Consider the following 26,345-nt stretch of genomic DNA (forward strand, 5'->3'; position numbering starts at 1 on the left):
GTAGCCGTACTGGCTGAAGTGCTCGGTGGCCGCCACGACGATCTGCGCGCGCACGTCGTGGTCGGCCGGCCCCCGCGCGGCCGGCGGGGAAGAGGTTGCGTTGTTCATGCCGGGAGCTTAGCGCCTGGACAAACAAACAACAACAAGTGACCAAATTGAATTATAGTCACTCACTTCTTTTGCTTTTTTCGCCCGTCGCCCGGAGCACTCCCATGTCCCCACGCACGCTTGCCCTGCCCCTGCTGTTCAGCCTCCTCGCAGGCTGCGCCGTGGGGCCCGACTATGTCCGGCCGGCCCCGGCCCTGCCCGACCGCTTCATGGGCGAGGCGGCGCTCGGCCAGCGATCGGCCACCGCCAACGCCGAGCTCGCGGCATGGTGGACCGGCTTCGGCGATGCGCAGCTGGCCGGCTATGTCGAACAGGCGTTGAAGCAGAACCTCGATCTTGCGCAGGCCGCCGCGCGCGTGTCGCAGGCCCGGGCCGGGCTCGGTGCGGCGAATGCGGCGCTGCTGCCTTCGGGCAATCTGGGCGCGCAAGCGGCCAGGGCCTACCAGTCGGTGGAAACGCCGCTGGGCCAGGTGCTGAACGCGCAGCCGGGTTTCGACCGCTACGGTAGCGCCTACGAAGCGAACCTCGGCGCCAGCTGGGAGCTGGACATCTTCGGCGGGCTGCGCCGGGGACGCGAGGCCGCGCTGGCCGACTACCAGGCCTCGGAAGCCGGCGCGGCCGCCACGCGCCTGGCCGTGGCCGCGCAGACCGCCGACATCTACATCACGCTCCGCGGCCTGCAGGCCCGCCTGGACATTGCGCGCCGGCAGGTCGCCACGCAGCAGGACCTGCTCGCGAAGATCGGCCTGCTCCACGGCAAGGGGCTGGCCACCGAGCTCCAACTGCACCAGGCCGAGGGCGCACTGGCGCAGGTTCGGGCGTCGGTGCCGGCGCTCGAGGCCGGCGAGTCCGCGGCCATGAACGCGCTCGACGTGATGCTGGGCACAGCGCCGGGCGCGCACCGCGCCGAACTGGCGGCGGCCGCGGCCATTCCCGTTGCGCCCGGCATCGGCGCCACCGGCTCGCCCGCCGAGTTGCTGCGCCGCCGGCCCGACCTGATCGCCGCCGAGCGGCGCCTGGCGGCATCGAACGCACGCATCGGCGTGGCCGTGGCCGAGTACTACCCGAAGCTGTCGCTCGCGGGAACCATCGGCAGCGCCACGTCGGTGGCCAGCGGCAACCTGTTCACCGGCGGCGCGAGCCAGGCCGCGGCCCTGCTCGGGCTGCGCTGGCGGCTGTTCGACTTCGCGCGCATCGATGCGCAGATCGAGCTCGCCAAGGGGCAGGACGCGGAGCTGCTCGCGGCCTACCGGCTCGCCGCGCTGCGTGCCACCGAAGACGTGGAGAACGCCTTCTCGGCCCTGGTCAAGCGCGAAGAGCAGGCCGCGCTGCTCGCGCAGGGTGAGGCCTCATTGGGCCGTGCGCGGGGCGCGTCGTTCGCGGCCTACCAGCGCGGCGTGGTCAGCCTGATCGAAGTGCTGCAGGCCGACGAGAGCATGCTGCGCGTGGCCGATGCCAGGGCGCAGGCGCAGACGGAATCGGCACGCGCGGCGGTCGGTGCATTCAAGGCGCTGGGCGGCGGCTGGCAGGCCGAGCCCATCCGGGCGGCGGCCATCGAACCGCGTCGGGATTGACCACCGCGTTCATTCGGCCGCCGCCGACATGATCGTCAAGCATTGGCCGACGAGCGCATGCAAGGCACCGACCTGCCGGCTCCCGATCAACCGGTGCACCTTGGCCTGTGCCAGGCTCCAGCGAGGCCGGCCCTCGGCACACTTGCCGCGGCCCGCAGCGGTGATGCACACACTGCGGGTGCGTCCGTCCAACCCGGGCCCAAGATCGACCCATCCCGCCGCGATCAGCGGCTTGAGATTGCGCGTCAGCGTCGAGGGAGAGAGCGACATGCGCTCGGCCAGGTCGCAGGGGCGCACCGGCCCATGTGCGAGGATTTCCACCAGCAGCCGGTACTGCGTGGCCCTGAGACCGATGGCGCCCAGTTCCGCGTCGTAGTGCTGCCTGACGAGGCGGGCGAGCTGATGCGCCGTGGTGTAGGTGCAGGCCGGCCGCTCGGGGCCGGCGGCATCGGCCGCCTGCGCCTGCGGTGCGGGAAGCGTTGGCATCAGCGCAGGTGCTGCAGTGGCGCGCCGGGGCAGCATCGGCTGCGGCCGTCAGGAGGCCTTGGATGGCTTCGCGGGCGCCGCGTCCAGCGCGTGCGTCTGGTCGATGAAGCGCCGGCTCGAGGCCAGGATTTCCTTGCGCGTGCGCTCGGATTCGACCGCGCGGGACAGCACCAGCGCGCCCACGCACTGGGCAATCAGCGCCCATGCGGCGTCGGGGTCGCCGATGCGCGAGCTCCAGCTTTTCTGCAGGCGCTTCAGGCCTTCTTCGACCGAGGCACGCACCTCGGGCCCGGCCCTGGCGATCTCGGGTCCCAGTGCCGGCAGCACGCAGCCGGTTTCCGGATGCAGCGCGTGGTACGAGCTCAGGTAGCTGCGCAGCCGCTTGGCGACGTGGTCGGGCGGCGAGTCGCGGTCTCCGGCCAGCATGTCGGTGCTGTTGGAGATCTCGTGTTCGAGCAGTTCGGCGAACAGCGCCTCCTTGGACGGGAAGTGTCCATAGAAGGCGCCCCCGGTCAGGCCGATGCTCGCCATCAATTCATCGACGCCGGTGGTGCCGAAGCCGCCTTTCTTGGCGATGGCGCGGGCATTCGCGAGCAGCTTCTTGCGGGTTTCCTCTTTGTGGGTGGACGGATAGCGCATGAGTGGGCCTCTGCAGATCGTGGAGGTGTTCATCATAGCATGCCACTCGTTTGATAAACGGTCGTGATTCCATTGCGCTACCTGGACTCCGCATCAAGGGTTTCCCCCTGCTGCAAACCCGCTCCAGCGTGTTGACGCTGCCGTGGGCGCAAACCTATAGTTCACTATCGTTTAACAAACGATCGTTATTTAAAGGACTGCGGACGAGGCAATGGCGATGAGGAGCTCCCGCCCGCCCTGCACCTGAACCGCGCAACCGCGGCGAGCCGCTGCGCCAACAACTTGCCTAGCCAACCCCCTGGAGTCTGACCATGAGAGAAGCCGTCATCGTTTCCACCGCACGCACGGGCATCGGCCGCGCGTTTCGCGGCGCATTGAACAACATCAAGTCGCCCACGCTGATGGGCCACGCGGTCCAGCACGCCGTGCAGCGGGCGGGCATCGATCCCGGCGAGGTGGAGGACGTGGTGATCGGCAGCGCGATGGCCGCCGGCACCGCGGGCATGAACATCGGGCGCCTCGCGGCGCTCGCGGCGGGCCTGCCGCAGTCGGTGCCGGGCCAGACGATGGACCGGCAGTGCGCCTCGGGCCTGATGGCCATCGCGACGGCGGCCAAGCAGATCATCGTCGACGGCATGGATGTGACCATGGGCGGCGGGCAGGAGAACATCTCCGCCGTGCAGAACCCCTTCGTCAAGTGGGTGGGCGAAGAGGCCGATCCGCTGCTCATCGCGCGCGTGCAGCACGCCTACATCCCGATGCTCCACACGGCCGAGATCGTCGCGAAGAAGTACGGCATCTCGCGCGAGGCGCAGGACGCGTATTCGGCCGAAGCGCAGCGCCGCACCGCGCTGGCGCAGGAGCGCCATCTGTTCGACGACGAGATCGTGCCGATCACGGCGCGCATGGCCGTGGCCGACAAGCAGACGGGCGCGATCAGCTACCGCGAGGTCACGCTCGACCGCGACGAGGGCAACCGCCCCGACACCACGCTCGAAGGCCTTGCCAGTCTCAAGCCGGTCGTCGAAGGCGGTGTCATCACGGCCGGCAACTCGAGCCAGTTGTCCGATGGCGCATCGGCCTGCGTGCTGGTGGAGCGCGCGGTTGCCGAGCGCCGCGGGCTCAAGGCGCTGGGCACGTACCGCGGCATCGCGGTGGCCGGCCTCGCGCCCGAGGAGATGGGCATCGGCCCGGTCCTGGCCGTGCCCAAGCTGCTGAAGACCCACGGGCTCAAGGTGAGCGACATCGGCCTGTGGGAACTGAACGAGGCTTTCGCCTGCCAGGTGCTGTATTCGCGCGACCGGCTGGGCATCGACCCCGAGAAGCTGAACGTCAACGGCGGCGGCATCACGATCGGCCACCCCTACGGCATGACCGGCTCGCGGCTGGTGGGACATGCGCTCATCGAGGGCAAACGGCGCGGCGCGCGCTTCGTCGTCGTGACGATGTGCGTCGGCGGCGGCATGGGTGCCGCGGGCCTGTTCGAAGTGGCCTGAGGCAAGGAGCAGCACCATGACCTACCAGATCCCGATGCGCGACATCCAGTTCGTCTTGCACGAACTGCTCCAGGTGCCGGCCATGCTGCAGGACTGCGGCCAGCCCGACCTCGACGCCGAAACCATCGACCAGGTGCTCGCCGCGGCCGGCCAGTTCGCCGCCGAGGTGATCGCGCCGCTCAACGGGCCGGGCGACGAGCACGGTTGCAGCATGCCCTCGCCGGGCGTAGTGCAGACGCCGCCGGGCTTCAAGAAGGCCTACGACGAATTCACCAAGAACGGCTGGCCCGGGCTCGCCTGCAGCCCCGAGTTCGGCGGCCAGGGCTTTCCTTCGGTCGTGGCCAACGCGGTCTACGAAGTGTTCGGCGGCGCGAACATGGCGTGGTCGTCCTATCCGGGCATGTCGCATGCCACCTACGTGAACGTGTCGGCCAACGGATCGGAGGCGCAGAAGGCGCTCTACCTGCCGAAGATCGCCTCGGGCGAGTGGGCCGGCACCATGTGCCTGACCGAGCCCAATGCGGGCACCGACCTGGGCCTGATGCGCACCCGCGCCGTGGCGCAGCCCGACGGCAGCTACCGCATCACCGGCAGCAAGATCTTCATCTCGGGCGGCGAGCAGGACCTGACCGAGAACATCATGCACCTGGTGCTCGCGCGCATGCCGGATGCGCCGCCGGGCGTGAAGGGCATCTCTCTTTTCATCGTGCCGAAGTTCATCCCCGACGCGAGCGGCGCGGCCGGCGCGCGCAATGCGGTGGTCTGCGGCTCCATCGAGCACAAGCTGGGCATCCACGGCAACTCGACCTGCACCATCAACTTCGACGGTGCGACCGGCTGGCTGCTGGGCGCGCCCCACAAGGGACTCGCGGGCATGTTCGTGCAGATGAACCACATGCGTGTGCTGGTCGGCATGATCGCCATCGGCCTGATGGAAGCGGCCTACCAGAAGGCCCTGGCCTATGGGAAGGAGCGCCTGCAGGGCCGCGCGAGCGGTGCAAGACCCTCCGGCGAAGCGGCCGATCCGATCATCGGGCACGCCGACGTGCGCCGCATGCTGCTCACGCAGAAGGCGAACATCGAGGGCGCGCGCGCCCTGGCGCTGTGGACCGCGCAGCTGAGCGATCTGCAGCGCCTTCATCCCGACCCCGCCARGCGCAACGAGACGGCCGAACTGCTGGGCCTGCTGACCCCACTCGTGAAGGCGTTGTCCAGCGACCTCGCAGTGGAATGCACGCTGCTCGCGATGCAGGTGTTCGGCGGGCACGGCTACATCCGCGAGAACGGCGTCGAGCAGCACCTGCGCGACGTGCGCATCGTGGGCCTTTATGAGGGAACGAACGGCGTGCAGGCCATGGACCTGCTCGGGCGCAAGGTGCTGGCCGACCAGGGCCGGCAGATGGGCGCCTTCCTCGACATGGCCGGCGCATTCGCCGAGACCTGCAGCCCGCGCGAGGCGATGCGCGAATTCACGCAGCCGCTCATCGAACTGGCCGCCGAGATCAGGCAGCTCACGGGCGAGCTGGTGGCCGCGTCGGCGCAGGACCCGCATGCGGCAGGCGCGGCCGCTGCGCCCTACCTGCGCCTGGTCGGGCACCTGGCGCTTGCGTGGACCTGGGCGCGCATGGCCGAGGTGGGGTTCAAGAACGCTGGATCGAGCGACCCGATCTATGCATCGAAGATTACAACGGCCCGCTTCTATTTCCAGCGGCTGCTACCGCAGGCGGCGGGGCTCTGCCAGGAGATCCGGGCCGGGTCATCCGCATTGATGGAGCCGGCCGTCGAGCTTTTCTAGGGCAGCGCCACCGCATCGCTGCCACGGAGCCTGGCTAGGCCAGCGCAGGCTCCAGGAAACCGGCGAGCCGCTGGACGATCAGCTGCTCGGCCTCTTCCATGATGCGGTCGATCAGTTCCTGCACCGTCGGAATGTCGTTGATCAGGCCGACCACCATGCCGCAGCTCCAGGCGCCGGCATCCATCTCGCCTTCGAGCATCACGCGCGGGTAGACGCCCGCGACCTGGTCGATGATGTCCTCGAACTTGAGATCGGCGCCCTTTTCCTTCTCGATCCGGATCAGCTGCTCGACCGATGCATTGGTCAGCACGCGCTCCGTGTTGCGCAGGCCGCGCATCACCAGCCGCGTGTCCAGCTCGGTGGCCGCCACGATGGCGTCCTTCACGTTCTGGTGGATCGGCGCTTCCTGCGTGGCCACGAAGCGCGTGCCCATGTTCATGCCTTCCGCGCCCAGTGCCAGCGCCGCCACCAGGCTGCGCGCATCGGCCATGCCGCCGGAGGCGACGAACGGGATCTTCAGCTCCTCGGCCGCGCGCGGCAGCAGGATCATGTTGGGCAGGTCGTCCTCGCCCGGGTGGCCGCCGCACTCGAAACCATCCACGCTCACGGCGTCGCATCCGATCGCTTCGGCCTTCAGCGCGTGCCGCACCGAGGTGCACTTGTGGATCACCTTGATGCCCGCCTTCTTGAGCGCGGGCATGTAGGCCTCGGGACTGCGCCCTGCCGTCTCGACGATGCGAACGCCGCCTTCGGCAATGGCCGCGATGTACTCGGGGTACGGCGGCGAGGACAAGGTCGGCAGGAACGTGAGGTTCACGCCGAAGGGCTGGTCCGTCATCTCTCGGCAGCGGGCGATCTCCTTGGCCAGCAGCTCGGGCGTGCGCTGCGTGAGGCCCGTGATGAGCCCGAGTCCGCCGGCGTTGGACACGGCCGCGGCGAGCTCGGCAAAGCCGACGTAGTGCATGCCCCCCTGGATGATCGGGTGGCGGATGCCGAAGAGTTCAGTGATGCGTGTTTTCATGTGTCTTCTTTCACCAGGTTTCCATGTAGGGGCGCAGGTCCATCTCGAAGGTCCAGGCGTCCCGGGGCTGGGTGTGCAGGTACCAGTAGTTCTCCGCAATGTGCTCGGGGTTCAGGATGCCGCCCTGCTCCTTCAGCGCATAGCGTTCGGGGAAGTTGCTGCGGATGAACTCCGTGTCGATCGCGCCGTCGACCACGATGTGGGCCACGTGGATGCCGCGCGGACCGAGCTCGCGCGCCATGCTCTGGGCCAGGGCGCGCAGCGCATGCTTGGCGCCGGCAAAGGCCGCGAACTTCGCCGAGCCGCGGATGCCGGCCGTCGCGCCGGTAAAAAGAATCGTGCCGCGCCCGCGCTCGACCATCCTGCGGGCGACCTCGCGCGCATTCAGGAAGGCGCTGAAGGCGGCCATCTCCCAGATCTTCATGTACTTGCGCCCGGTCTCTTCCAGGATGCTGCTGGACACGTTGGCACCGATGTTGAACACCATCACCTCGATCGGGCCGCGCTCCTTCTCGATCTGGTCGACGAGGGCCACGACCTCCTCCTCCTTGCGCRCATCGCTGCCGTAGCCGAAGGCCTGGCCGCCGGCCGCGCGGATGCGCTCGACGGCCGGCTCCAGCTTGTCGGCCGATCGCCGCGTGAGGCACGCGACATAGCCCTCGCGGGCGAAGCGCGCGCCGATCGCGCTGCCGGTGGCGTCGCCCGCGCCGACGACGAGAGCCACGCCGCGGTGGTTGGCTGATGGGTCCATACGGTCTCCTTTAAAAAACGTTCGTTAGGTCATTGCACGTTAATCAATGAACGTTCGTTTGTCAATTGAGGGCAAGGCCCAAGGAAACCCCGTTGACGAAGGCCGCTCAATCACATAGCTTCCGTTTACCAAACGTCCGTTAACTTAAAGGAGCTTGAATGAGCAAGTCAGTCGATTTCTTCTTCGATGTCGGAAGCCCGTCGTCGTACCTGGCATGGACGCAGCTGCCTGCCCTGTGCGCAAGCCACGGCGCCGAGCTCGTCTACCGGCCGATGCTGCTGGGCGGCGTCTACCAGGCCACCGGCAACGCCTCGCCGGCCACCATTCCCGTCAAGGGCCGCTATACGCAGATGGACTACGAGCGCCATGCGCGCCGCTATGGCGTGCCGTTCCAGGGCAATCCGCACTTCCCGGTCATCACGCTGTTCCTCATGCGTGCGGTCACCGGCATTCAACTGCGCCGGCCCGAACAGCTGCAGCAGCTGCTGGGCTGCGTGTTCAAGGCGCTGTGGATCGATGCGCTCAACCTGAACGATGCGCAGCTCACGGCCCGCACGCTGGCCGAAGGCGGGTTCGACCCCGCCGAGATCGAGCGCCTGGCGCAGGACGCCGAGACCAAGGYCGCATTGAAGGCAACCACGCAAGAGGCGGTCGAGCGCGGCGTGTTCGGCGCACCCACGCTCTTCGTCGGCGACCAGATGTTCTTCGGCCAGGACCGGATGGACTTCGTTCGCGAAGCGCTGTCCTGACCAGACCCCTCAAGAAAAAAGGAGACAACGTGGATCAAAGAATCTGGCATGCGTCCTACCCGGCAGGACTGCCCCGCGACCTCGTGTACGGCGAGCACGACACCCTCGCCACCCTGTTCGAAGGTGCCTTCGCTCGCAACGCCAGCCGGCCGGCCGTGACCTGCAACGGCGAATCGCTGAGCTTCGCCGAGCTCGAACAAGCATCGGCTCGCTTTGCGGCATTCCTGCAGTCGGCAGGCCTGCAGCCCGGCGACCGCGTGGCGCTGCTGCTGCCGAACCACCTTCTCTATCCGGTTGCCCTGGCCGCGATTGCACGCGCAGGCTTCGTGGGGGTGACGATGAACCCGCTCTACACAGCCCGCGAGGTGGCCTACCAGCTGGCGGATTCCGGCGCGGTGGCGCTGGTGGTTGCCGATCCGTTCGCGGGACTCGCGGCCGAAGCCATCGAGCGGACGGAAGTGCGGCACGTCGTCACCGTGCCGATGCAGGAGCTGAGGCGGTCGCTGCTCGCGCCCGCCGGCGATCGGCCGGTGCGGGCGCGCGGCTCCGACGTGCATCTCGTCCCGCTGCACGCCGCCATCGCATCGGTGCAGGCTGCCGGCTTCAGCGCCCCACAGGTGCGCCCTTCCGACCTCGCATTCCTGCAATACACGGGCGGCACGACCGGCGTGTCGAAGGGCGCCTGCCTCACGCATCGCAACGTCCTGGTGAGTGTGCTGCAGATGCAGTCCTGGCTGCGGCTGAACCTCGAGATCCAGAACTTCGAGCTGGTCACGCCGCTGCCGCTGTACCACATCTTCCCGCTCGGCATGGCGCTGATGGCGCTGGCGAGCGGCGGACACAACCGGCTCGTCATGAATCCGCGCGACATCCAGGCGCTGTGCGCCGAATTGCGGCGAGCGCCTTTCGACGTGCTGATCGGCGTCAACACCATGTTCAACGGCATGGTGAACCTGCCCGAACTGTCGTCGGTCGATTTCTCGCGTTGCGGCATGGTCATCGGCGCCGGCGCCTCGATCCAGGCGGCGGTCGCGCGCAGGTGGGAGGCGGCCGGCGGCCCGCCGATCACCGAGGCCTACGGGCTCACGGAAACGTCGCCCAGCGCCACCTTCAATGCGCCGGGCTGCAACGGCACCATCGGCGTTCCGGTGCCCTCCACCGACGTGATGATCGTCGACGACGCGGGCGGGCCGGTGGCGCAGGGCGCGCCCGGCGAGCTGCTCATCAAGGGGCCGCAGGTGTTTGCCGGCTACTGGAAGCGCGAGGAAGAAACGCGCCTGGCATTCACCAGCGATGGCTGGTTCCGCACGGGCGATGTCGTCACCATGGATGYACAGGGGCTGATGACCATCGTCGACCGCAAGAAGGACATGATCCTGGTGTCCGGATTCAACGTGTATCCGAACGAGATCGAGGGCGTGGTCGCGCTGCATCCGGACGTGCTGGAGTGCGCCTGCGTCGGCGTACCCGACGAGCGCTCCGGCGAAGTCCCCCACCTGTTCGTCGTGCGCCGCTCGCCGGGCCTGCAGGCGGACCAGGTCGAATCGCACTGCCGCGAGCTCCTGGCGCCCTACAAGGTGCCTCGGCGCATCACCTTTCTCGAGGCACTGCCCAAATCGACCGTGGGCAAGATCCTGCGCAAGGAACTGCGGGCCCCAGCGGCGGCCTGAGGGTGTGGATGGGGCTTCAGCCCGCGGCGCTGCGCAGGCGCTCCATCCCCATGTCGCGTATGCCGAGCGCCTCGAGCTTTCGAAGCGTGGCATCGAAATACTCGCGGCAGCTGCCGAGGCTGCCCGCTCCCGTGTTGATCATCCGGGCCATCTCATGCGGGGAGAGCGCCTTCGTGTAGCGGGGATGGGACCGGTCGACCGCAAAGGTGATCGCGCGCACCGGCCGGCCCTCCACATGGGCGGTCACCCACCGGGCCTGGTACACCTCGGTCAGCATCTCCCTTCGCCAGAGCACCCGCAGCTCATCGCGCACCTTGCGCGGCTCGATCTGCAGCAGCACGCCCTGGCACGCGCCGCCCCGGTCGAGGGCGAGCATCAACCCGGGGCGCTCCTGCGAGCCTCGCCCGACGACCGAGCGCAGGCAGAAGGAGCGGTGCCAACCGTGGACTTTTGCCGGATGCACGGCTGTGTGCTCCACCGCGGGGTTCCACATCAGCGATCCATATCCGAACACATGAACGGCCGCATGGCCATCGTGCCGCGACAGGATGCCTTCGATGGAGGCTTCCAGCTCCTCTGCGCTGCGCAGCCGCACGCCCGCCGGGAGCTGCGCGTAGACCTGCGCCATGAAGGCGTCGTCGAGCAGCCCTTCGCGGGTGACCCGCACGGGCTCGGCCGCTGCCTTCGATCCAGCTCGGTCGTTCTCGCGCGGGCCGGGATAACGCATGGGCGGGCCTCTCGGGATCCTGTGGGAAAGACCCGATGATAGCATTGAGATCGTTTAGTGAACGATCGTGAATTCACTAGAGAGCTTCAGCCGGGCGCACCTTCCCCGTGAAGCCGCACGATCAAGGCGCGCAGCCACGCCACGGCGGGGTCCCGGTGATAGCGGCCGTGCCAGAACAGGCTGATCGCAATCTCGGGCAGCCGGGCCGGATGGCGCACATAGGACAGGCCGAACGGCTCGGCCAGGGCCTGCGCGAGCCGTTCGGGCACCGTCGCCACCAGGTCGGAGCCGTGCAGGATATGGCCGACCGCCACGTAGTGCGGCACGGTCAGCACGACCTTGCGCACGATCTTCTTGCGGCCGAGAAGCTCGTCCGCCTTGCCGTGGCCGGTTCCTTCCGACACCACGACCACGTGATCGGCCCTTGAGAACTCGGCCAGCGAGATCTGGCGCTTGTCGAGCGCATGCCCGCGGCGGAACATGCAGACGTAGTGCTGCTTGAACAACCGGCGCTGGAAGTAGCCGCTTTTCAGCTGCGGCAGCAGGCCGATGGCCAGCGTGACGTGGCCGGATTCCATCTCGTCCTGGAGATTGACCGCCGTGTTGCGGACGGTGCTGATCGACAGGCCCGGCGCCACGCGCGCCAGCTCCTGCATCAGCTTGGGCAGGAAATAGATCTCCCCGATGTCGGTCATGCCGATGGTGAAGGCGCGCGTCGAGGTGGCCGGATCGAACGAGCTGCGCTGGTTGATGGCGGCATGGATCGTCTGCAGCGCGCTCGCGGTCGGCGCGGCCAGCTGCTCGGCGAAAGGCGTGGGCTCCATGCCCTTGGGTGTTCTGAGAAACAGCGGGTCGTCGGTGAGCTTGCGCAGGCGCGCCAGCGCGTTGCTCACGCCCGGTTGCGAGAGGCCGAGATTCGTCGCCACCTTCGACACCCGCCGGTCGATCAGCAGCTGGTTGAACACCACCAGCAGGTTGAGGTCGATGTCCTTGAGCTCCACGGCGTCCCCATTCGCGAAATCTATATGAACTATTCGGCACATTCTATTGAACGATAGCCTCGAACTGCCGATCATGGGGACCACGAGACGAGCGGCCCGGGCGACGCGGCCGCACAGGAGAAAAAAATGGACGACACATCCGCCGTCTTTCCGCAGCAGATCCGCTGGGAAGACAAGGGCACGAGCCGCATCCCCTTCATGGCCTACACCGACGCCGACCAGCACCGGCGCGAGCTCGAGCGCCTCTTCTACCGGGGCCACTGGTGCTACGTGGGCCTGGAGGCCGAGATTCCCGAGGTCGGCGATTTCAAGCGCACGGTGATCGGCGAGCGCTCGGTGATCATGGTCCGCGATGCCGAGGATTCCATCAGCGTGGTGGAGAACGTGTGCGCGCACCGGGGCATGCAGTTCTGCCGCGAGCGCCACGGCAACCGCAAGGCCGGCGGCTTCACCTGCCCCTATCACCAGTGGAACTATTCGCTCGGCGGCGACCTGCAGGGCGTGCCTTTCCGCCGAGGCGTCAAGCAGGACGGCAAGGTCAACGGCGGGATGCCGGCCGACTTCAAGCCGGCCGAGCACGGCCTCAACAAGCTCGGGGTTGCGACACGCGGCGGCGTCGTTTTCGCGTCCTTCGATGCAGAGGTGGAACCGCTCGAGGACTTCATGGGCCCGGAGATCCTGGGCTACTTCGACCGGCTCTTCAACGGCCGCAAGCTCACGATCCTCGGCTACAACCGCCAGCGCATTCCCGGCAACTGGAAGCTGATGCAGGAGAACATCAAGGACCCGTACCACCCGGGCCTGCTGCACACGTGGTTCGTCACCTTCGGCCTCTGGCGTGCGGACAACAAGTCGGAGCTGAAGATGGACCGCCATCACCGCCACGCCGCCATGATCTCGACCCGCGGCGCGAGCGGCAAGGCGGACCAGGTCACCCAGGTGTCGAGCTTCAAGGAAAGCATGAAGCTCAACGACGACCGCTTCCTGGACATCGTGCCCGAGCCGTGGTGGCGCGGCCCGACGGCCGTGATGATGACGCTGTTCCCGAGCGTGATCTTCCAGCAGCAGGTCAACAGCGTCTCGACCCGGCACATCCAGCCGAGCGGCCCCGGCGCCTTCGATTTCGTCTGGACGCACTTCGGCTTCGAGGACGACGACGATGCGATGACGCAGCGGCGATTGCGCCAGGCCAACCTCTTCGGGCCGGCGGGTTTCGTCTCCGCCGACGATGGCGAGGTGATCGAGCTCTCGCAGAAAGGCTTCGAGCAGAAGCCCTTCCACCGCACCCTCGCCGAGCTCGGCGGCCGCGAGGTCGGCGACACGGACCACATGGTGACCGAGACGCTGATACGCGGCATGTACGAATACTGGCGCAAGGTCATGGAGGCTTGAGATGAACTTCCAGGACTACTTCGAGCTGACCCAGCTCTACGCCCGCTACGCCCAGGCCGTGAGCTCCGGCCAATGGGAACTCTGGCCGGAATTCTTCACGGACGACTGCAGCTACCGCCTGCAGCCGCGCGAGAACCACGAGCGCGGCTTTCCGCTGGCCACGCTCTCGTTCGAGAGCAAGGGCATGCTGAAGGACCGCGTCTACGGCATCCGCGAGACCCTGTTCCACGACCCCTACTACCAGCGCCACGTGGTCGGGACGCCGCTCGTGCTGAAGGCCGAGGCGGACCGCTTCGAGTGCGAGGCCAACTACGCGGTGTTCCGCACCAAGCTCTCGGAACTCTCGAGCGTCTTCAATGTGGGCCGCTACATCGATGTGGTCGTGCGCACCCCGGAGGGGCTGAAGTTCGCCTCGCGCCAGGTCATCTACGACAGCGAAATGATCCCCAACTCCGTCATCTATCCCCTCTGAGGCCAGCCATGAGCGATTCCCAATGGACCGAGGCCGCAGCGGTCGACGAAGTTCCGACCGACGACGTCGTCGGCATGCAGGTCGGCGGGCGCGACATTGCGCTGTACAACGTGGACGGCCAGATCTATGCGACCGACAACGTGTGCACCCACGGCCATGCGCGACTGTGCGAGGGCTTCCTCGAAGGGCACGAGATCGAATGCCCGCTGCACCAGGGCAAGTTCGACGTGCGCAACGGCAAGCCGACCTGTGCGCCGGTGACCGAGGCGATCCGCTCCTACCCCGTGAGGATCGAGGCGGGCCGCGTGTTCCTCTCGCTCGACTGAAGCCATGAGCAGCGGGACCATCGCCATCGTGGGCGCCGGCCAGGCCGGCGGCTGGGCCGCGCAAACGCTGCGCAGCGAGGGTTTCGCGGGCCGCGTGGTGCTGATCGGCGACGAGCCGCATCGTCCCTATGAACGCCCGCCGCTGTCCAAGGCGGTGCTCTCCGGGGACGCGCCTGCGGACACCACGCATCTGCTGAAGGCGGAAGCCTTCGATGCGCTTCGCATCGACTGGCGGCCGAACGTCGGCGCGACCTTCATCGACCGGGCGGCGAAACAGCTCCACCTGACGCAGGGAGAACATGTTTCCTACGACAAGCTGATCCTCTGCAGCGGCGGCCGGGCGCGCCGCCTGAATATTCCGGGTGCGGATCTGCCCGGCGTCTTCAGCCTGCGCAGCATCGAGGATGCGGCGGCGCTCGGTGCCGCGCTGTCGGCCGGCAAGCGGCTGCTTGTCATCGGGGGCGGCTGGATCGGGCTCGAGGTGGCTGCAACGGCCCGGAAGAAGGGCATGGAGGTGACCGTCGTCGAAGCGATGGGCCGGCTCTGCGAGCGCACCGTTCCACCGGAAATCTCCGGCTACCTGCTGCAACTCCACACAACGCATGGCGTCGATGTCCGGCTCGGCACCGGAATCGAGCGCCTGGCGCAGAACGCGCAAGGCGGCCTCACGGCGTCATTCACCGATGGGCGCGAACTCGAATGCGACGCGGTCCTCGTCGGTGTCGGCCTGGTCCCCAACGACGAACTTGCGCGCGAGGCGGGCCTGGCGTGCGATGGCGGCGTGCGGGTCGATTCGCAGTGCCGCTCATCCGATCCCGACATCCTGGCCGCGGGCGACGTGGCCACATGGCACTGCGAATGGGCGGGTCGGCGGATGCGGCTCGAATCGTGGCAGAACGCCCAGGAGCAAGGCATTGCCGCGGCGCGCGCCGCGCTCGGCATCGCGGTGAACCATCAGCCGCTGCCCTGGTTCTGGTCGGACCAGTACGAGGTCAACCTGCAGATCTTCGGCATGCCCACGCCGGCGCACGATGTGGTGGTGCGCGGCGACCGGAATTCCAGCAGCTTCGTGATGTTCTTCCTGGACGCCGGCAAGGTCGTTGCGGCGCTGGGCCCCAACGCCGCGCGCGACCTGCGCTTCGCGCGGCGGCTGATCGAGCGCCGCACCCGCGTCGATGCGGCGCAGCTCGCCGACCTGCAGGTGCCGCTCGCGAAGCTCTGAGGCAGCGGCTCACTGGGACTTGAACTCTTCCGCCGCGATGCCGAGCTTGCGCAGCTTGTCGTGCAGCGTCTGCCGCGCGATGGCCAGCGCGGCGGCCGTGGCGGGCTGGTCGCCCTGGTGCTTGCGCAGCGCCTCCACGATCACCGCACGCTCGAAGGATTCGACCTGCTGCGGCAGCGCGCGCGGCAGCGCTGGCGAGCCCTCGCCGGTGCCGCGGGTCTGCGTCAGGCGCTCCCCGAGCAGGCCCAGCACGAAGCGGTCGGCCACGTTGCGCAGCTCGCGCACGTTGCCCGGCCACGCATAGGCCATCAGGTCGGCCAGCTGGGCGTTGGTGGGCAGCGGCGCCGCACGCTCGTAGCGGCTCGCCGCCAGCAGCGTGAAGTGCTCGAACAACAGGGGAATGTCTTCGCGCCGCTCGCGCAGCGGCGGCAGCTCGATAAAGGCGACGCCGAGCCGGTAGTACAGGTCGGCCCTGAACTTCTGGCGGTCGCTCATTTCCTTCAGGTCGTCCTTGCTTGCGGCCACCACGCGGCAGTCGAAGGGAATGGCCTTGTTGGAACCGATGCGCTCGATGCAGCGTTCCTGCAGCGCGCGCAGCAGCTTGATCTGCACCGCCACCGGCATGCTCTCGATCTCGTCGAGGAAGAGCGTGCCGCCGTTGGCATATTCGAACTTGCCCACGCGCACGCGGTTGGCGCTGGTGAAGGCGCCGGCCTCGTGGCCGAACAACTCGCTCTCGGCCAGCGCCTCGGGCAGGCCGCCGCAATTGAGCGGAACGAAATGCTGGCGGCGGCGCTCGCTGTGGTCGTGCAGGCAGCGCGCGACCAGTTCCTTGCCGGTGCCGGTCTCGCCGTAGATCAGCACGTCGGCCGAGGTTTCGGCCAGCGTCATCACGTTGCGGCGCACCAGCTGCATCTGGGCCGACCGGCCGATCAGCACCGACTGGATGCCGTTCCAGTTTTCCAATGCATCGCGCAGCGCGCGCACCTGCAGCGAGAGCTGCCGGCGCTCGACGGCATGGCGCACGATGGCCACCAGCCGCTCGGAACCGAAAGGCTTCTCGATGAAGTCGTAGGCGCCCTCGCGCATGGCCTGCACCGCCATCGCGATATGGCCGTGGCCGGTGACCAGGATCACGGGCAGCTCGGCATCGATGCCGTGCAGCTCGGGCAGCCATTCGGCGCCGCTCAGGCCCGGCAGGCGCACGTCGCAGACCACGATGGCCGGCACGCCGAAGCGGATGTGGCCGCGTGCGCGTTCGACGCTTGCAAAGGACTCGACCTCGAAACCGGCCAGGGTCAGCACCTGCGTCGTGCTGATGCGGACGTCTTCGTCGTCCTCGACCAGCATCACCCGGATGGCGGGGCTTTCGCTCACTTGTTGATCACTCCTGTAAGGGCGGGAATAGGGATGGCGTAAACGGCGGCGGGCAGGTCGGCGACAAAGCAGGCACCGCCTTCCGGCAGGTTGGCCGCACGCAGCGTGCCGTCCATGGCCCGCACCAATTGTGCCGAGATCGCGAGCCCGAGCCCGAGGCCCGCGCCCGCCGGCTTGCTGGAGACGAAGGGCTCGAACAGGCGCGGCAGGATGTCGGGTGGAATGCCCGGCCCGGTGTCGCTCACGCGCAGGATCACCCGGCCCTCCTGCGGCCGCGCCTCGAGCCGCAGCCTGCGCCGGGGCGAAGCCTGCATGGCGTCGATGGCGTTGCGCATCAGGTTGACGAGCACGCTGCCCAGCGCGGCCTCTTCGGCCATCACGCTCAGGCTCGCGGGCTGCACGTCGACCTCGATGGCGACGCCGTTCTTCTTCGTGGCCTCGGCCACGATGGCCTGCGCGTCGGCCACGGCTCGCGCCATCAGCACTGCCGCGAGCGGAAGCTCGTTCTTGTGCGCGAAGGTCTTGAGCTGCGAGGTCAGGCGCGCCAGGCGGTCGACCATGCCCCGGATGCGCTGCAGGTTGCCGCGCACGTCGTCCAGGCGGTTCTTGTCGAGCAGGATGGCGGCGCTCTCCGAGAGCGTGCGCATCGCGGTGAGCGGCTGGTTCAGCTCGTGCACCACGCCGGCCGACATCTGGCCCAGCGCCGCCATCTTGCCGGCATGCAGCAGCTCGCCCTGGGCGGCGCGCAGCTGCGCGGTGCGCGCCACCACGGTCGATTCGAGCGTGTCGTGCGCCGCCTGCAGCGCAGCCTGGTTGGCCAGCTTCTGCCGCACGGCGCGGCGGCGCTGCCACAGCGTGACGGCCATCAGCAGCAGCACCGCCATTGCCAGGCTCGCGGTGATGGCCGCGTTGCGCGCGCCCACGCGCACCGGCGCCAGGTCGTCGAGCGCCATCAGCTGCCACGGCGCACCGCGCAGCGAACGCGTCGAGGCCAGCTGGTCGACGCCGTCGAGCGCGATCACCTTCACATCGCGCGCCAGCGTCTGCTTCAGCGTCCATTGCAGCGGCTGCAGGCCGGCCTCGCCGTAGGGGCGCGAGCGCTGCACCTCGGCCCGCTGCACGGCGTCGAGCGGCAGCAGCGGCCGGAACTTGAGCTCTTCGCGGGTGGCGAGGATCACCACGCCGCGCTGGTCGATCAGCGCCACGTCGCCCGGCAGCTTGCGCCAGGCGCGTTCGGTTTCTTCCAGGTTGACCTTCACGGCGACCACGCCGCGCGTGGGCTGGCCGCGGCGCAAGGCATACGAGAGGTAGTAGCCGGGCTTGCGGCTGGTGATGCCGACGCCGTAGAAGCGGCCCTTGCCCTGCCCCAGCGCATCGATCACGTAGGGCCGGAACGACAGGTCCTGGCCGACGGTGGTGCCGGGCCGGTTCCAGTCGGAAGCCGCCAGCGAGGTGCCGGCGGCATCCAGCACGTAGAGCATCTCCGCGCCGGCGGCGGCGTTGACGCCGTCGAGGTAGCGGTTGACCGCATCGCGCAGCGACGCGTCCGAGGGCGTGCCGAGCAGCCCGGGGACGATGGGCGTCATCTCCAGCAGCGCCGGCAGGTACTCGAAACGGGCCAGGTCGGCATCGAGCCCGGTGGCGAGCATGTCGAGCCGGTGGTCGGCTGCCTCGCGCAGCCGCGCGAGGCCGTTCTGCATGGCGAAGTGGTGCCCCGCAAAGGCGGCCGCGGCCACGAGCGCCAGTGCGCCGCACCAGCGCGGCAGGCCGCGCCACCGTCTCGGGCTGCGGGAAGRCAAGTCGAAGCGCCGGGCCGGCTCCCGTGGAATCATGAACCCGTTATTGCACAAGGCCGCCGCCGCCGCATCAGTGGCTGCCCGATGGCGTGCGTCCGGAAGCCGCCCCGCCCTGCTTCAGGGCTTCGGACATGCCGATCAGCACGCCGCTCGCGAGCGTGGCATAGCTGTCGAGCATTGCCTGCGTGGCGCGCAGGCTCAGCGCGCGGCCGTCGCGCAGGTTCTTGTGCGTGTCTTGCATGAGCTGCTCGAGCGCCGCGGTGGCGCGCGCGCCGGTGCCGGTGCCCTTGCCCTGCAGCGCCTGGAACACGCCGCTCCACGGGCCGTCCACCGGGGCCGCCTTTCTGACGCTGGCGAACAGCGTGTCTTCCATCTTCTCGATGTCGGCGAGCGCCTTCTTGAGCTGCGTCTCGCGCAGGCTCACGCCCTGGTCCACCAACTGCTGCAGCGCGCGCTGGTTGGCCAGCACCGCCTGCTCCAGCGCACCGTCCATGCCGGCGAAGGCCTTGGCCAGCAGCGCCTGCACGTCGGGCGCGGGCAGCTTGCTGCCTTCTGCGCCGGCCGAAGCCGCCTTGGTGACCGTGCCCAGCACCTGCCGGATGTTCGCCAGCGTGAGCTCGCGGCCCTGCAGCGCCTTGAGCGTGGCCTCGTGCACGGTCTTGCGGATGGTCTCGCCCTGCCTGGCGGAGGCGTCGGTGAACTTGGTGATCAGTGCGGCCTGATCGATGCCGTTCTTGAGGATCATGGTCGTGCGTTCATTGCATGTGCTGGCCGCCGTTGATGGCGATGTTGGCGCCCGTCACGAAGGCCGCCTCTTCCGAGGCCAGGTAGATGATCAGCCCCGCCACTTCCTCGGGCTTGCCCAGGCGCCCCACGGGAATGTGCGGCAGGATCTTGCTGTCGAGCACTTCCTTCGGAATGGCCGTGACCATCTTCGTGCCGATGTAGCCGGGCGAGATGGTGTTCACGGTCACGCCCTTCCTGGCCACCTCCAGCGCCAGCGCCTTGGTGAAGCCGTGCACCCCGGCCTTGGCGGCCGAGTAGTTGGTCTGCCCGAACGCACCCTTCGAGCCGTTCACCGACGACACGTTGATGATGCGGCCCCAGCCCCGCTCCACCATGCCGTCGGCCACCTGCTTGCTCATGTTGAACAGGCTGTCTAGGTTGGTGCGCAGCACGGCGTTCCAGTTGATCTGGTCCATTTTCTTGAAGGTCATGTCGCGCGTGATGCCGGCGTTGTTGACCAGCACGTCGACCGGGCCCAGGGCTTCCTGCACCTGGCCCACCGCCCGTGCGCAGGAGTCGTAGTCGGCCACGTCGCAGGGCACGGCCAGGATCTGGTAGCCGCGCCCGGCCATCTGCGCGACCCAGTCGGCGTGCGACTTGTTGCCGGGCGAATAGGTCACCGCGAGCTTGTAGCCCGCATCGACCATCTTGGTGGAGATCGTCTCGCCCAGGCCCCCCATGCCGCCGGTGACCAGGACCACTTGTTGCTGCTTGCTTTCGCTCATCTGCATTCTCCTTGGTGCGTTGTGTGACAAAAAATCCGTTCAAGCGCGTTCGACTGCAAGCGCCACGCCCATGCCGCCGCCGATGCACAGCGAGGCCAGGCCCTTGTTGGCGCCGCGGCGGCGCATCTCGTGCAGCAGCGTCACCAGCACGCGGCAGCCCGAGGCGCCGATGGGGTGGCCGATGGCAATGGCACCGCCGTTCACGTTGATGCGGCTGGTGTCCCAGTCCATCTCGCGGTTGACCGCGCAGGCCTGGGCCGCGAAGGCTTCGTTGATCTCCATCAGGTCGAGGTCCTGCGCCTTCCAGCCGGCCTTCTTGAGCGCGAGCTGCGAAGCGGGCACCGGGCCCATGCCCATGAGCGACGGGTCCAGGCCCGCGCTCGCATAGGCGCGGATCACCGCCAGCGGCTGCAGGCCTAGCGCGGCGGCGCGCGAGGCCGACATCACCAGCACCACAGCCGCGCCGTCGTTCAGGCCCGAAGCATTGCCGGCCGTCACCGAGCCCGTCTTGTCGAAGGCCGGGCGCAGGCCGGCGAGTGCGTCGGCGTTGGTCTTGCGGTTCACGAACTCGTCGGCCGCGAAGACGATGGGCTCGCCCTTTTTCTGCGCGATGCTGAACGGCAGGATCTCGTCGTCGAAGCGCCCGGCGTCCTGCGCAGCCGCGGCCTTCTGCTGCGAGGCGAGCGCGAGCGCGTCCTGCATCTCGCGCGTGATGCCGTACTTCTTGGCCACGTTCTCGGCCGTGGTGCCCATGTGGTACTGGTTGTAGACGTCCCACAGCCCGTCCACGATCATGGTGTCGACCAGCTTCCAGTCGCCCATGCGCTGGCCGTTGCGCGAGTTGGGCAGCACGTGCGGCGCGGCGCTCATGTTCTCCTGGCCGCCGGCCACCACGATCTCGGCATCGCCGCATTTCACGGCCTGCGCCGCCAGCATCACGGCCTTCAGGCCCGAGCCGCAGACCTTGTTGATGGTGAGGCCCGGCACGCCGATGGGCAGCCCCGCCTTGATGACCGTCTGGCGCGCCGGGTTCTGCCCCGCGCCGGCCGCGAGCACCTGGCCCATGATCACCTCGGACACCGCATCGCCCGGCACGCCGGCCTTCTCGAGCAGCCCCTTCACCACATGCGCGCCCAGTTCCGGCGCGGCCGTGCCGGCCAGCGCGCCGCCGAACTTACCGACCGCCGTGCGTTGCGCGGCCACGATCACGATATCGTCTGACATGAAAATCTCCTTGAGGTTGGTGCGAAAGAAGGATTGCGCTGGGCTGCTCAATGCAGCTTGACGTGGGGTTCGGTGCGCCGCGTGATGAGGCGGGCGAGCGTGTCGAGCGAGACCTTGACGACGCCGTGCAGCGCCAGCTCGTGCATCTTGTAGAGCGACATGTACATGAGCCGCGCGAACAGCCCCTCGACCATCAGGCTCCCGCCGATCAGGCCGCCCATCATGTTGCCCACGGTGCTGAATTCGCCGAGCGAGACCAGCGAGCCGAAGTCGCGGTAGCGGTAGGGCTCGAGCGCCTTTGCGTCCAGGCGCCGGCGGATCTGCGCCGCGACGTGCGAGGCCTGCTGGTGCGCCGCCTGCGCGCGCGGCGGCACCAGGCCGCCCTTGCCGCCGTTGGCCTCGGGCCAGTCGCAGGCCGCGCAGTCGCCGATGGCGAAGATGTGCTCATCGCGCGTGGTCTGCAGCGTGGGCAGCACCGCGAGCTGGTTGCTGCGGTTGGTCTCCAGGCCCGCGATGTCCTTCATGAAATCGGCCGCCTTCACGCCCGCGGCCCACACCACCAGCTCGGCCGGCAGCACGCGGCCGTCGGCCAGGCGCACGCCCTCGGGCAGCACCTCGGCCACCTTGGCGGAGGTATGCACATCCACGCCCAGCTTGCGAAGCAGTGCCTCGGTGGCGGCCGACATGCGCGCGGGTAATGCGGGGAGCACGCGGTCGGCCGCTTCGATCACGCTGACCTGGATGTCTTTCTCGGCATCCACGCGGTCCAGCCCGTAGGCCACCACTTCGCGCGTGGTGCGGTGCAGCTCGGCCGCCAGCTCCACGCCCGTGGCGCCTGCGCCGATGATCGCCACGTGCAGCTGCTCGGGCCGCAGCGGCGTGGCCTGCGCATGCGCGCGGATGCAGGCGTTGACCATGCGCTGGTGAAAGCGCTGCGCATCGGCCTTCGATTCGAGCCGCAGCGCGTGCTCGCGCACGCCGGGCGTGCCGAAATCGTTGCTGAGGCTGCCGACGGCGACCACCAGCGTGTCGTAGCCGAAGGCGCGCTCGGGCGTGACCAGCCGGCCTTCGTCGTCGAGGTACGGCGCCACCTGCACTTCGCGCCGCTCGCGGTCGATGCCGGTCAGCTCGCCGAGCCGGAAGCGAAAGTGGTGCCAGTGCGCCTGCGCGAGGTAGTCGACCTCGTGCGCGCTCATGTCCATGCTGCCCGAGGCGATCTCGTGCAGCTTGGGCTTCCACACGTGGGTGCGGTGCTTGTCGATCAGCGTGATCTCCGCCCGCCCCTTCTTTCCCAGCGAATCGCCCAGGCGCGTGGCCAGTTCCAGGCCGCCGGCGCCGCCGCCCACGATGACCACGCGGTGCTTCTGCACGGGGCTGTTCATGGTGGGCTGTTCCGTACAGGCATGTGGCCGCCTCAGCGCGGCTGGGCCACGGGCATGTGGGTCTCGACCTTGTCCAGCACCGCCTCGGGCGCGTCGGATTCGGCCGATGTCTCGTTGTCCAGGATGCGCTTCATGCGCACGGTGTCCAGGTCGTTGGTCCACTTGGCGACCACCACCGTGGCCACGCCGTTGCCGATCAGGTTGGTCAGCGCGCGGGCTTCCGACATGAAGCGGTCGATGCCCAGGATGAGCGCCAGGCCCGCGACCGGCACGTGGCCCACGGCCGACAGCGTGGCCGCCAGCACGATGAAGCCGCTGCCCGTGACACCCGCTGCGCCCTTCGAGGTGAGCAGCAGCACCGCCAGCAGCGTGAACTGCTGCGTGAGCGTCATGTCGGTGTTGGTGGCCTGCGCGATGAACACCGCCGCCATCGTCAGGTAGATGGAGGTGCCGTCCAGGTTGAAGGAGTAGCCCGTGGGCACCACCAGGCCGACCACCGACTTCTTGGCGCCCAGGTTCTCCAGCTTGGCCATCATGCGAGGCAGCACCGATTCGCTCGACGAGGTGCCCAGCACGATCAGCAGTTCTTCCTTGATGTACTTGATGAACTTCCAGATGCTGAAGCCGTGGAAGCGCGCGATGCTCCCCAGCACCACGAAGATGAACAGCAGGCAGGTCAGGTAGAAGGTGGCCATCAGCTGGCCCAACTGCAGCAGCGAACTCACGCCGTACTTGCCGATGGTGAAGGCCATGGCGCCGAAGGCGCCGATCGGCGCGACCTTCATGATGTAGCCCACGATCACGAAGAGCACGTGCGAGCCCTTCTCGATCACGTCGAACACCAGCGTGCCGCGGCCGCCGAACTTGTGCAGCGCAAAGCCGAACATCACCGCGAMCAGCAGCACCTGSAGGATCTCRCCCTTGGCRAAGGCATCSACCACCGTGYTSGGGATSACGTTGAGCAGGAAGTCGGTGGTGCTCTGCATCTTGCCAGGGCCGGTGTAGGCCGCGATGCTCTTGGCGTCGAGCTGGCTCACGTCGACATTCATGCCGGCGCCGGGGCGCACGATGTTGATGATCACCAGGCCCACCACCAGCGCGATGGAGCTCACGATCTCGAAGTACAGGAGCGCCAGGCCGCCGGTCTTGCCGACCTTCTTCATGTCTTCCATGCCCGCGATGCCCACCACCACGGTGCAGAAGATGATCGGCGCGATGATCATCTTGATGAGCTTGATGAAGCCGTCGCCCAGCGGTTTCATCGATGCGCCGGTGTCGGGCCAGAAGTGCCCGAGCAGCACCCCGAGCACGATGGCGGTGATGACCTGGAAGTAGAGCGATCTGTAGAAGGGCTTGGGTGCGACGGATGGTTGGTCCACGGGAATCTCCTGGAAAATTTCAGACGCCGGCGGCGTCACGGTGTCGTTCATGGCCGCACCCTCCTCAGGCCGCATTGCGGTGCGAGTTGGCATCGACCACCGCCAGCGCAGTCATGTTGACGATGCGGCGCACGGTGGACGACGGCGTGAGGATGTGCACCGAGCGCGCCGCGCCCAGCAGGATGCCGCCCACCGTGATGCCGCTGCCGGCCGCCATGCGCAGCAGGTTGTACGAAATGTTGGCCGCGTCGACGTTGGGCATGACGAGCACGTTGGCCTCGGTCTCCAGCGCCGAATCCGGAAACTCGTGGTCGAGGATGGTCTTGGACAGCGCCGCGTCGCCGCGCATCTCGCCTTCCACCGCGAGCTGCGGATCGGCCGCCTTGATGAGCGCGAGCGCCTCGCGCATCTTCACGGCCGAGGCCGCGTCCGAGCCGCCGAAGTTCGAGTGCGACAGCAGCGCCACGCTCGGCGTCACGCCGAAGCGGCGCACCTCCTCGGCCGCGAGCAGCGCGATCTCGGCGATCTGCGCTGCATCGGGGTCGCGGTTCACGTGCGTGTCGCAGATGAAGAGCTGGCGCCCCGGCAGCATCAGCATCTGCATCGCGGCCATGGTGCTGGCGCCCGCGCGCAGGCCGATCGCGTCGCGCACATGGCGCAGGTGGTCGCCGTAGCTGCCGAGCGTGCCGCACAGCATGGCGTCGGCCCGGCCCTGGCGCACCAGCATGGCCGCCAGCAGCGTGCCGCGGCTGCGCATCTCGGTCTGCGCCACCAGGCGCGAGACGCCCTCGCGGCGCTTGAGCTGGTAGTAGGCCTCGGCCGCATCGCCATGCACGGCCGCATCGAGCGGATCGACGGCCTCGCAGTCGGCGCCCAGCGTGAGGCGCAGGCCGTACTGCGCGATGCGATCGGCGATCACCTCGGGGCGGCCCAGCAGCAGCGGGCGTGCCAGGCCTTCGTCGACCACCACCTGCGCGGCGCGCAGCACGCGCTCGTCTTCGCCCTCGGCGTAGACCACGCGCTTGGGCGACTGCTTGGCGGCAGCGAACAGCGGCTGCATGCTGCTGCCCGACTGGTAGACGAACTGCGACAGGCGCTGGCGGTAGGCCTTCATGTCGGCGATGGGCCGCGTTGCCACGCCGCTGTCGACCGCGGCCTGGGCCACCGCGGGCGCGACCGCCTCGATCAGCCGCGGGTCGAAGGGCTTGGGGATCAGGTAGTCGCGGCCGAAGCGCAGGCCGAGCGCGCCGTAGGCCTGCGCCACCACTTCGGGAATCTCGGCATGCGCGAGTTCGGCGATGGCCCGCACCGCGGCCAGCTTCATCTCTTCGTTGATGGCCGTCGCACCCACGTCGAGCGCGCCGCGGAAGATGAACGGAAAACACAGCACGTTGTTGACCTGGTTCGGATAGTCCGACCGGCCGGTGCCCAGGATCGCATCGGGCCGCACGGCCAGCGCGTCTTCCGGCAGGATCTCCGGCGCCGGGTTGGCCATGGCGAGGATGATCGGGTCGCGCGCCATCTCCTTGACCATCTCGGGCTTGAGCACGCCGCCGGCCGAGAGGCCGAGGAAGATGTCGGCGCCGTCGATCACGTCGGCGAGCTTGCGCGCCGAAGTCTCCTGCGCATAGCGGGCCTTGTTCGGGTCCATCTGTTCCTTGCGGGCGGTGTACACCACGCCCGCGCTGTCGGACACGTAGATGTTCTTCATCGGCAGGCCCAGGCTCACGATCAGGTCGAGGCAGGCCAGTGCCGCCGCACCGGCGCCCGAGGCCACCAGCTTCACTTCGCGGATGTCCTTCTTCACGTGCCGCAGCGCATTGAGGATGGCGGCGGCCGCGACGATGGCGGTGCCGTGCTGGTCGTCGTGGAAGACCGGGATCTTCATGCGCTCGCGCAGCTTCTTCTCGATGTAGAAGCACTCGGGCGCCTTGATGTCCTCCAGGTTGATACCGCCGAAGGTGGGCTCCATGCGCGCGATGGTGTCGATGAGCGCGTCGGGGTCGTTCTCGTCGAGCTCGATGTCGAACACGTCGATGCCGGCGAATTTCTTGAAGAGGCAGGCCTTGCCTTCCATCACCGGCTTGCCGGCCAGCGCCCCGATGTTGCCCAGCCCCAGCACCGCGGTGCCGTTGGTGATGACCGCCACGAGGTTGGCGCGCGAGGTGAGGTTCATGGCCTCGGCCGGGTCGCGGGCAATCTCCATGCAGGCCTCGGCCACGCCGGGCGAGTATGCGAGCGCAAGGT

The 26,345-nt window shown here is 68.2% G+C and carries 23 protein-coding genes and 1 pseudogene; 9 read left to right on the forward strand and 15 right to left on the reverse strand.

Translation table 11 applies throughout. The annotated features are described in order from the left end of the window. Window positions 1-108 (reverse strand): annotated as a pseudogene (locus AC1DOC_RS00005) (TetR/AcrR family transcriptional regulator); the annotation flags it as partial. A 104-nt stretch (window positions 109-212) separates the two neighbouring features. Here AC1DOC_RS00005 and AC1DOC_RS00010 point away from each other — a divergent pair. Beyond that, window positions 213-1,682 (forward strand): efflux transporter outer membrane subunit, encoded by a 1,470-nt coding sequence (locus AC1DOC_RS00010; protein WP_018904196.1) that lies wholly within the window; start codon window positions 213-215, stop codon window positions 1,680-1,682. Between the two features lie 9 nt (window positions 1,683-1,691). On the opposite strand, the gene AC1DOC_RS00015 is transcribed toward AC1DOC_RS00010, so the two are convergent. Together AC1DOC_RS00015 and AC1DOC_RS00020 are read right to left on the reverse strand one after the other, a co-directional pair. Beyond that, entirely contained in the window at window positions 1,692-2,168 is a 477-nt protein-coding gene (locus tag AC1DOC_RS00015) for a MarR family winged helix-turn-helix transcriptional regulator (protein WP_018904195.1), read from the reverse strand. 48 nt (window positions 2,169-2,216) lie between these two features. Next, the gene (locus AC1DOC_RS00020) at window positions 2,217-2,807 is read right to left on the reverse strand and encodes a TetR/AcrR family transcriptional regulator (protein WP_012748773.1); all 591 of its coding nucleotides are present in this window, start codon (window positions 2,805-2,807) and stop codon (window positions 2,217-2,219) included. 311 nt (window positions 2,808-3,118) lie between these two features. Between AC1DOC_RS00020 and AC1DOC_RS00025 the strand changes: the two genes are divergently transcribed. Together AC1DOC_RS00025 and AC1DOC_RS00030 are read left to right on the forward strand one after the other, a co-directional pair. Next, window positions 3,119-4,303, forward strand: coding sequence for an acetyl-CoA C-acyltransferase (locus tag AC1DOC_RS00025; RefSeq protein ID WP_018904194.1), 1,185 nt, complete (start codon window positions 3,119-3,121; stop codon window positions 4,301-4,303). Window positions 4,304-4,319: 16 nt separating this feature from the next. After that, window positions 4,320-6,098 carry an acyl-CoA dehydrogenase C-terminal domain-containing protein gene (locus AC1DOC_RS00030; protein WP_478129265.1) on the forward strand — a complete coding sequence of 593 codons (1,779 nt, stop codon included), beginning with the start codon at window positions 4,320-4,322 and terminating at the stop codon, window positions 6,096-6,098. A 34-nt stretch (window positions 6,099-6,132) separates the two neighbouring features. On the opposite strand, the gene AC1DOC_RS00035 is transcribed toward AC1DOC_RS00030, so the two are convergent. Then, entirely contained in the window at window positions 6,133-7,119 is a 987-nt protein-coding gene (locus tag AC1DOC_RS00035) for an NAD(P)H-dependent flavin oxidoreductase (protein WP_018904192.1), read from the reverse strand. 10 nt (window positions 7,120-7,129) lie between these two features. Further along, window positions 7,130-7,870, reverse strand: a complete 741-nt coding sequence (locus AC1DOC_RS00040) for an SDR family oxidoreductase (RefSeq protein WP_478129266.1) — start codon at window positions 7,868-7,870, stop codon at window positions 7,130-7,132. A 158-nt stretch (window positions 7,871-8,028) separates the two neighbouring features. Here AC1DOC_RS00040 and AC1DOC_RS00045 point away from each other — a divergent pair, with 158 nt between their 5' ends. Together AC1DOC_RS00045 and AC1DOC_RS00050 are read left to right on the forward strand one after the other, a co-directional pair. Next, on the forward strand, window positions 8,029-8,619 hold the full coding sequence (locus AC1DOC_RS00045; RefSeq protein WP_478129267.1) for a 2-hydroxychromene-2-carboxylate isomerase: 591 nt from the start codon (window positions 8,029-8,031) through the stop codon (window positions 8,617-8,619). Window positions 8,620-8,648: 29 nt separating this feature from the next. Further along, the gene (locus AC1DOC_RS00050; RefSeq protein ID WP_478129268.1) at window positions 8,649-10,289 is read left to right on the forward strand and encodes an AMP-binding protein; all 1,641 of its coding nucleotides are present in this window, start codon (window positions 8,649-8,651) and stop codon (window positions 10,287-10,289) included. A gap of 16 nt (window positions 10,290-10,305) precedes the next feature. On the opposite strand, the gene AC1DOC_RS00055 is transcribed toward AC1DOC_RS00050, so the two are convergent. Together AC1DOC_RS00055 and AC1DOC_RS00060 are read right to left on the reverse strand one after the other, a co-directional pair. Next, a complete protein-coding gene (locus AC1DOC_RS00055; RefSeq protein WP_051128000.1) occupies window positions 10,306-11,016 on the reverse strand; it encodes a gamma-glutamylcyclotransferase in 711 nt (236 codons plus the stop codon). Between the two features lie 86 nt (window positions 11,017-11,102). Then, window positions 11,103-12,017: a LysR family transcriptional regulator gene (locus AC1DOC_RS00060; RefSeq protein WP_018904187.1), complete on the reverse strand. Its 915-nt coding sequence runs from the start codon at window positions 12,015-12,017 to the stop codon at window positions 11,103-11,105. Between the two features lie 126 nt (window positions 12,018-12,143). On the opposite strand from AC1DOC_RS00060, the gene AC1DOC_RS00065 reads away from it, so the two are divergent. From AC1DOC_RS00065 to AC1DOC_RS00080, 4 genes are read left to right on the forward strand one after another with little or no spacing between them, the layout of a single operon-like run. Then, window positions 12,144-13,409, forward strand: a complete 1,266-nt coding sequence (locus AC1DOC_RS00065; protein WP_018904186.1) for an aromatic ring-hydroxylating dioxygenase subunit alpha — start codon at window positions 12,144-12,146, stop codon at window positions 13,407-13,409. 1 nt (window position 13,410) lies between these two features. Continuing rightward, the gene (locus tag AC1DOC_RS00070) at window positions 13,411-13,881 is read left to right on the forward strand and encodes an aromatic-ring-hydroxylating dioxygenase subunit beta (RefSeq protein WP_018904185.1); all 471 of its coding nucleotides are present in this window, start codon (window positions 13,411-13,413) and stop codon (window positions 13,879-13,881) included. A gap of 8 nt (window positions 13,882-13,889) precedes the next feature. Further along, window positions 13,890-14,207: a non-heme iron oxygenase ferredoxin subunit gene (locus AC1DOC_RS00075; RefSeq protein ID WP_018904184.1), complete on the forward strand. Its 318-nt coding sequence runs from the start codon at window positions 13,890-13,892 to the stop codon at window positions 14,205-14,207. Between the two features lie 4 nt (window positions 14,208-14,211). Beyond that, window positions 14,212-15,429 carry an NAD(P)/FAD-dependent oxidoreductase gene (locus tag AC1DOC_RS00080; RefSeq protein WP_018904183.1) on the forward strand — a complete coding sequence of 406 codons (1,218 nt, stop codon included), beginning with the start codon at window positions 14,212-14,214 and terminating at the stop codon, window positions 15,427-15,429. Window positions 15,430-15,438: 9 nt separating this feature from the next. Here the strand turns inward: AC1DOC_RS00080 and AC1DOC_RS00085 are convergent, their stop codons facing one another. The 8 genes from AC1DOC_RS00085 to AC1DOC_RS00120 all read right to left on the reverse strand — a co-directional run. Beyond that, on the reverse strand, window positions 15,439-16,806 hold the full coding sequence (locus tag AC1DOC_RS00085; protein ID WP_018904182.1) for a sigma-54-dependent transcriptional regulator: 1,368 nt from the start codon (window positions 16,804-16,806) through the stop codon (window positions 15,439-15,441). Then, a complete protein-coding gene (locus AC1DOC_RS00090; protein WP_478129269.1) occupies window positions 16,803-18,638 on the reverse strand; it encodes a sensor histidine kinase in 1,836 nt (611 codons plus the stop codon). Before AC1DOC_RS00090 ends, AC1DOC_RS00085 begins: the two co-directional genes overlap by 4 nt. Before the next feature lie 34 nt (window positions 18,639-18,672). After that, window positions 18,673-19,347: a DUF6781 family protein gene (locus AC1DOC_RS00095; protein ID WP_018904180.1), complete on the reverse strand. Its 675-nt coding sequence runs from the start codon at window positions 19,345-19,347 to the stop codon at window positions 18,673-18,675. 10 nt (window positions 19,348-19,357) lie between these two features. Beyond that, the gene (gene phbB, locus AC1DOC_RS00100; RefSeq protein ID WP_012748757.1) at window positions 19,358-20,113 is read right to left on the reverse strand and encodes an acetoacetyl-CoA reductase; all 756 of its coding nucleotides are present in this window, start codon (window positions 20,111-20,113) and stop codon (window positions 19,358-19,360) included. Between the two features lie 39 nt (window positions 20,114-20,152). Continuing rightward, window positions 20,153-21,337, reverse strand: a complete 1,185-nt coding sequence (locus AC1DOC_RS00105; protein WP_026283941.1) for an acetyl-CoA C-acetyltransferase — start codon at window positions 21,335-21,337, stop codon at window positions 20,153-20,155. A gap of 47 nt (window positions 21,338-21,384) precedes the next feature. Then, window positions 21,385-22,719 carry an NAD(P)/FAD-dependent oxidoreductase gene (locus AC1DOC_RS00110; RefSeq protein WP_018904178.1) on the reverse strand — a complete coding sequence of 445 codons (1,335 nt, stop codon included), beginning with the start codon at window positions 22,717-22,719 and terminating at the stop codon, window positions 21,385-21,387. Between the two features lie 32 nt (window positions 22,720-22,751). Further along, the gene (locus AC1DOC_RS00115) at window positions 22,752-24,149 is read right to left on the reverse strand and encodes a dicarboxylate/amino acid:cation symporter (protein WP_478129270.1); all 1,398 of its coding nucleotides are present in this window, start codon (window positions 24,147-24,149) and stop codon (window positions 22,752-22,754) included. A gap of 13 nt (window positions 24,150-24,162) precedes the next feature. Further along, a partial coding sequence (locus tag AC1DOC_RS00120; RefSeq protein WP_478129271.1) for an NADP-dependent malic enzyme occupies window positions 24,163-26,345 on the reverse strand: 2,183 nt, incomplete at its 5' end.

The sequence above is a fragment of the Variovorax sp. 01T439_2 genome, from assembly GCF_056398445.1.

Excerpts from the sequence above, each read along its gene's own strand:
- AC1DOC_RS00065 (WP_018904186.1), top strand. The coding sequence starts at position 12,144 with ATGGACGACACATCCGCCGTCTTTCCGCAGCAGATCCGCTGGGAAGAC.
- AC1DOC_RS00105 (WP_026283941.1), bottom strand. The coding sequence starts at position 21,337 with ATGTCAGACGATATCGTGATCGTGGCCGCGCAACGCACGGCGGTCGGT.
- phbB (WP_012748757.1), bottom strand. The coding sequence starts at position 20,113 with ATGAGCGAAAGCAAGCAGCAACAAGTGGTCCTGGTCACCGGCGGCATG.
- AC1DOC_RS00055 (WP_051128000.1), bottom strand. The coding sequence starts at position 11,016 with ATGCGTTATCCCGGCCCGCGCGAGAACGACCGAGCTGGATCGAAGGCA.
- AC1DOC_RS00095 (WP_018904180.1), bottom strand. The coding sequence starts at position 19,347 with ATGATCCTCAAGAACGGCATCGATCAGGCCGCACTGATCACCAAGTTC.
- AC1DOC_RS00010 (WP_018904196.1), top strand. The coding sequence starts at position 213 with ATGTCCCCACGCACGCTTGCCCTGCCCCTGCTGTTCAGCCTCCTCGCA.
- AC1DOC_RS00025 (WP_018904194.1), top strand. The coding sequence starts at position 3,119 with ATGAGAGAAGCCGTCATCGTTTCCACCGCACGCACGGGCATCGGCCGC.
- AC1DOC_RS00070 (WP_018904185.1), top strand. The coding sequence starts at position 13,411 with ATGAACTTCCAGGACTACTTCGAGCTGACCCAGCTCTACGCCCGCTAC.
- AC1DOC_RS00075 (WP_018904184.1), top strand. The coding sequence starts at position 13,890 with ATGAGCGATTCCCAATGGACCGAGGCCGCAGCGGTCGACGAAGTTCCG.
- AC1DOC_RS00110 (WP_018904178.1), bottom strand. The coding sequence starts at position 22,719 with ATGAACAGCCCCGTGCAGAAGCACCGCGTGGTCATCGTGGGCGGCGGC.
- AC1DOC_RS00015 (WP_018904195.1), bottom strand. The coding sequence starts at position 2,168 with ATGCCAACGCTTCCCGCACCGCAGGCGCAGGCGGCCGATGCCGCCGGC.
- AC1DOC_RS00020 (WP_012748773.1), bottom strand. The coding sequence starts at position 2,807 with ATGCGCTATCCGTCCACCCACAAAGAGGAAACCCGCAAGAAGCTGCTC.
- AC1DOC_RS00080 (WP_018904183.1), top strand. The coding sequence starts at position 14,212 with ATGAGCAGCGGGACCATCGCCATCGTGGGCGCCGGCCAGGCCGGCGGC.
- AC1DOC_RS00035 (WP_018904192.1), bottom strand. The coding sequence starts at position 7,119 with ATGAAAACACGCATCACTGAACTCTTCGGCATCCGCCACCCGATCATC.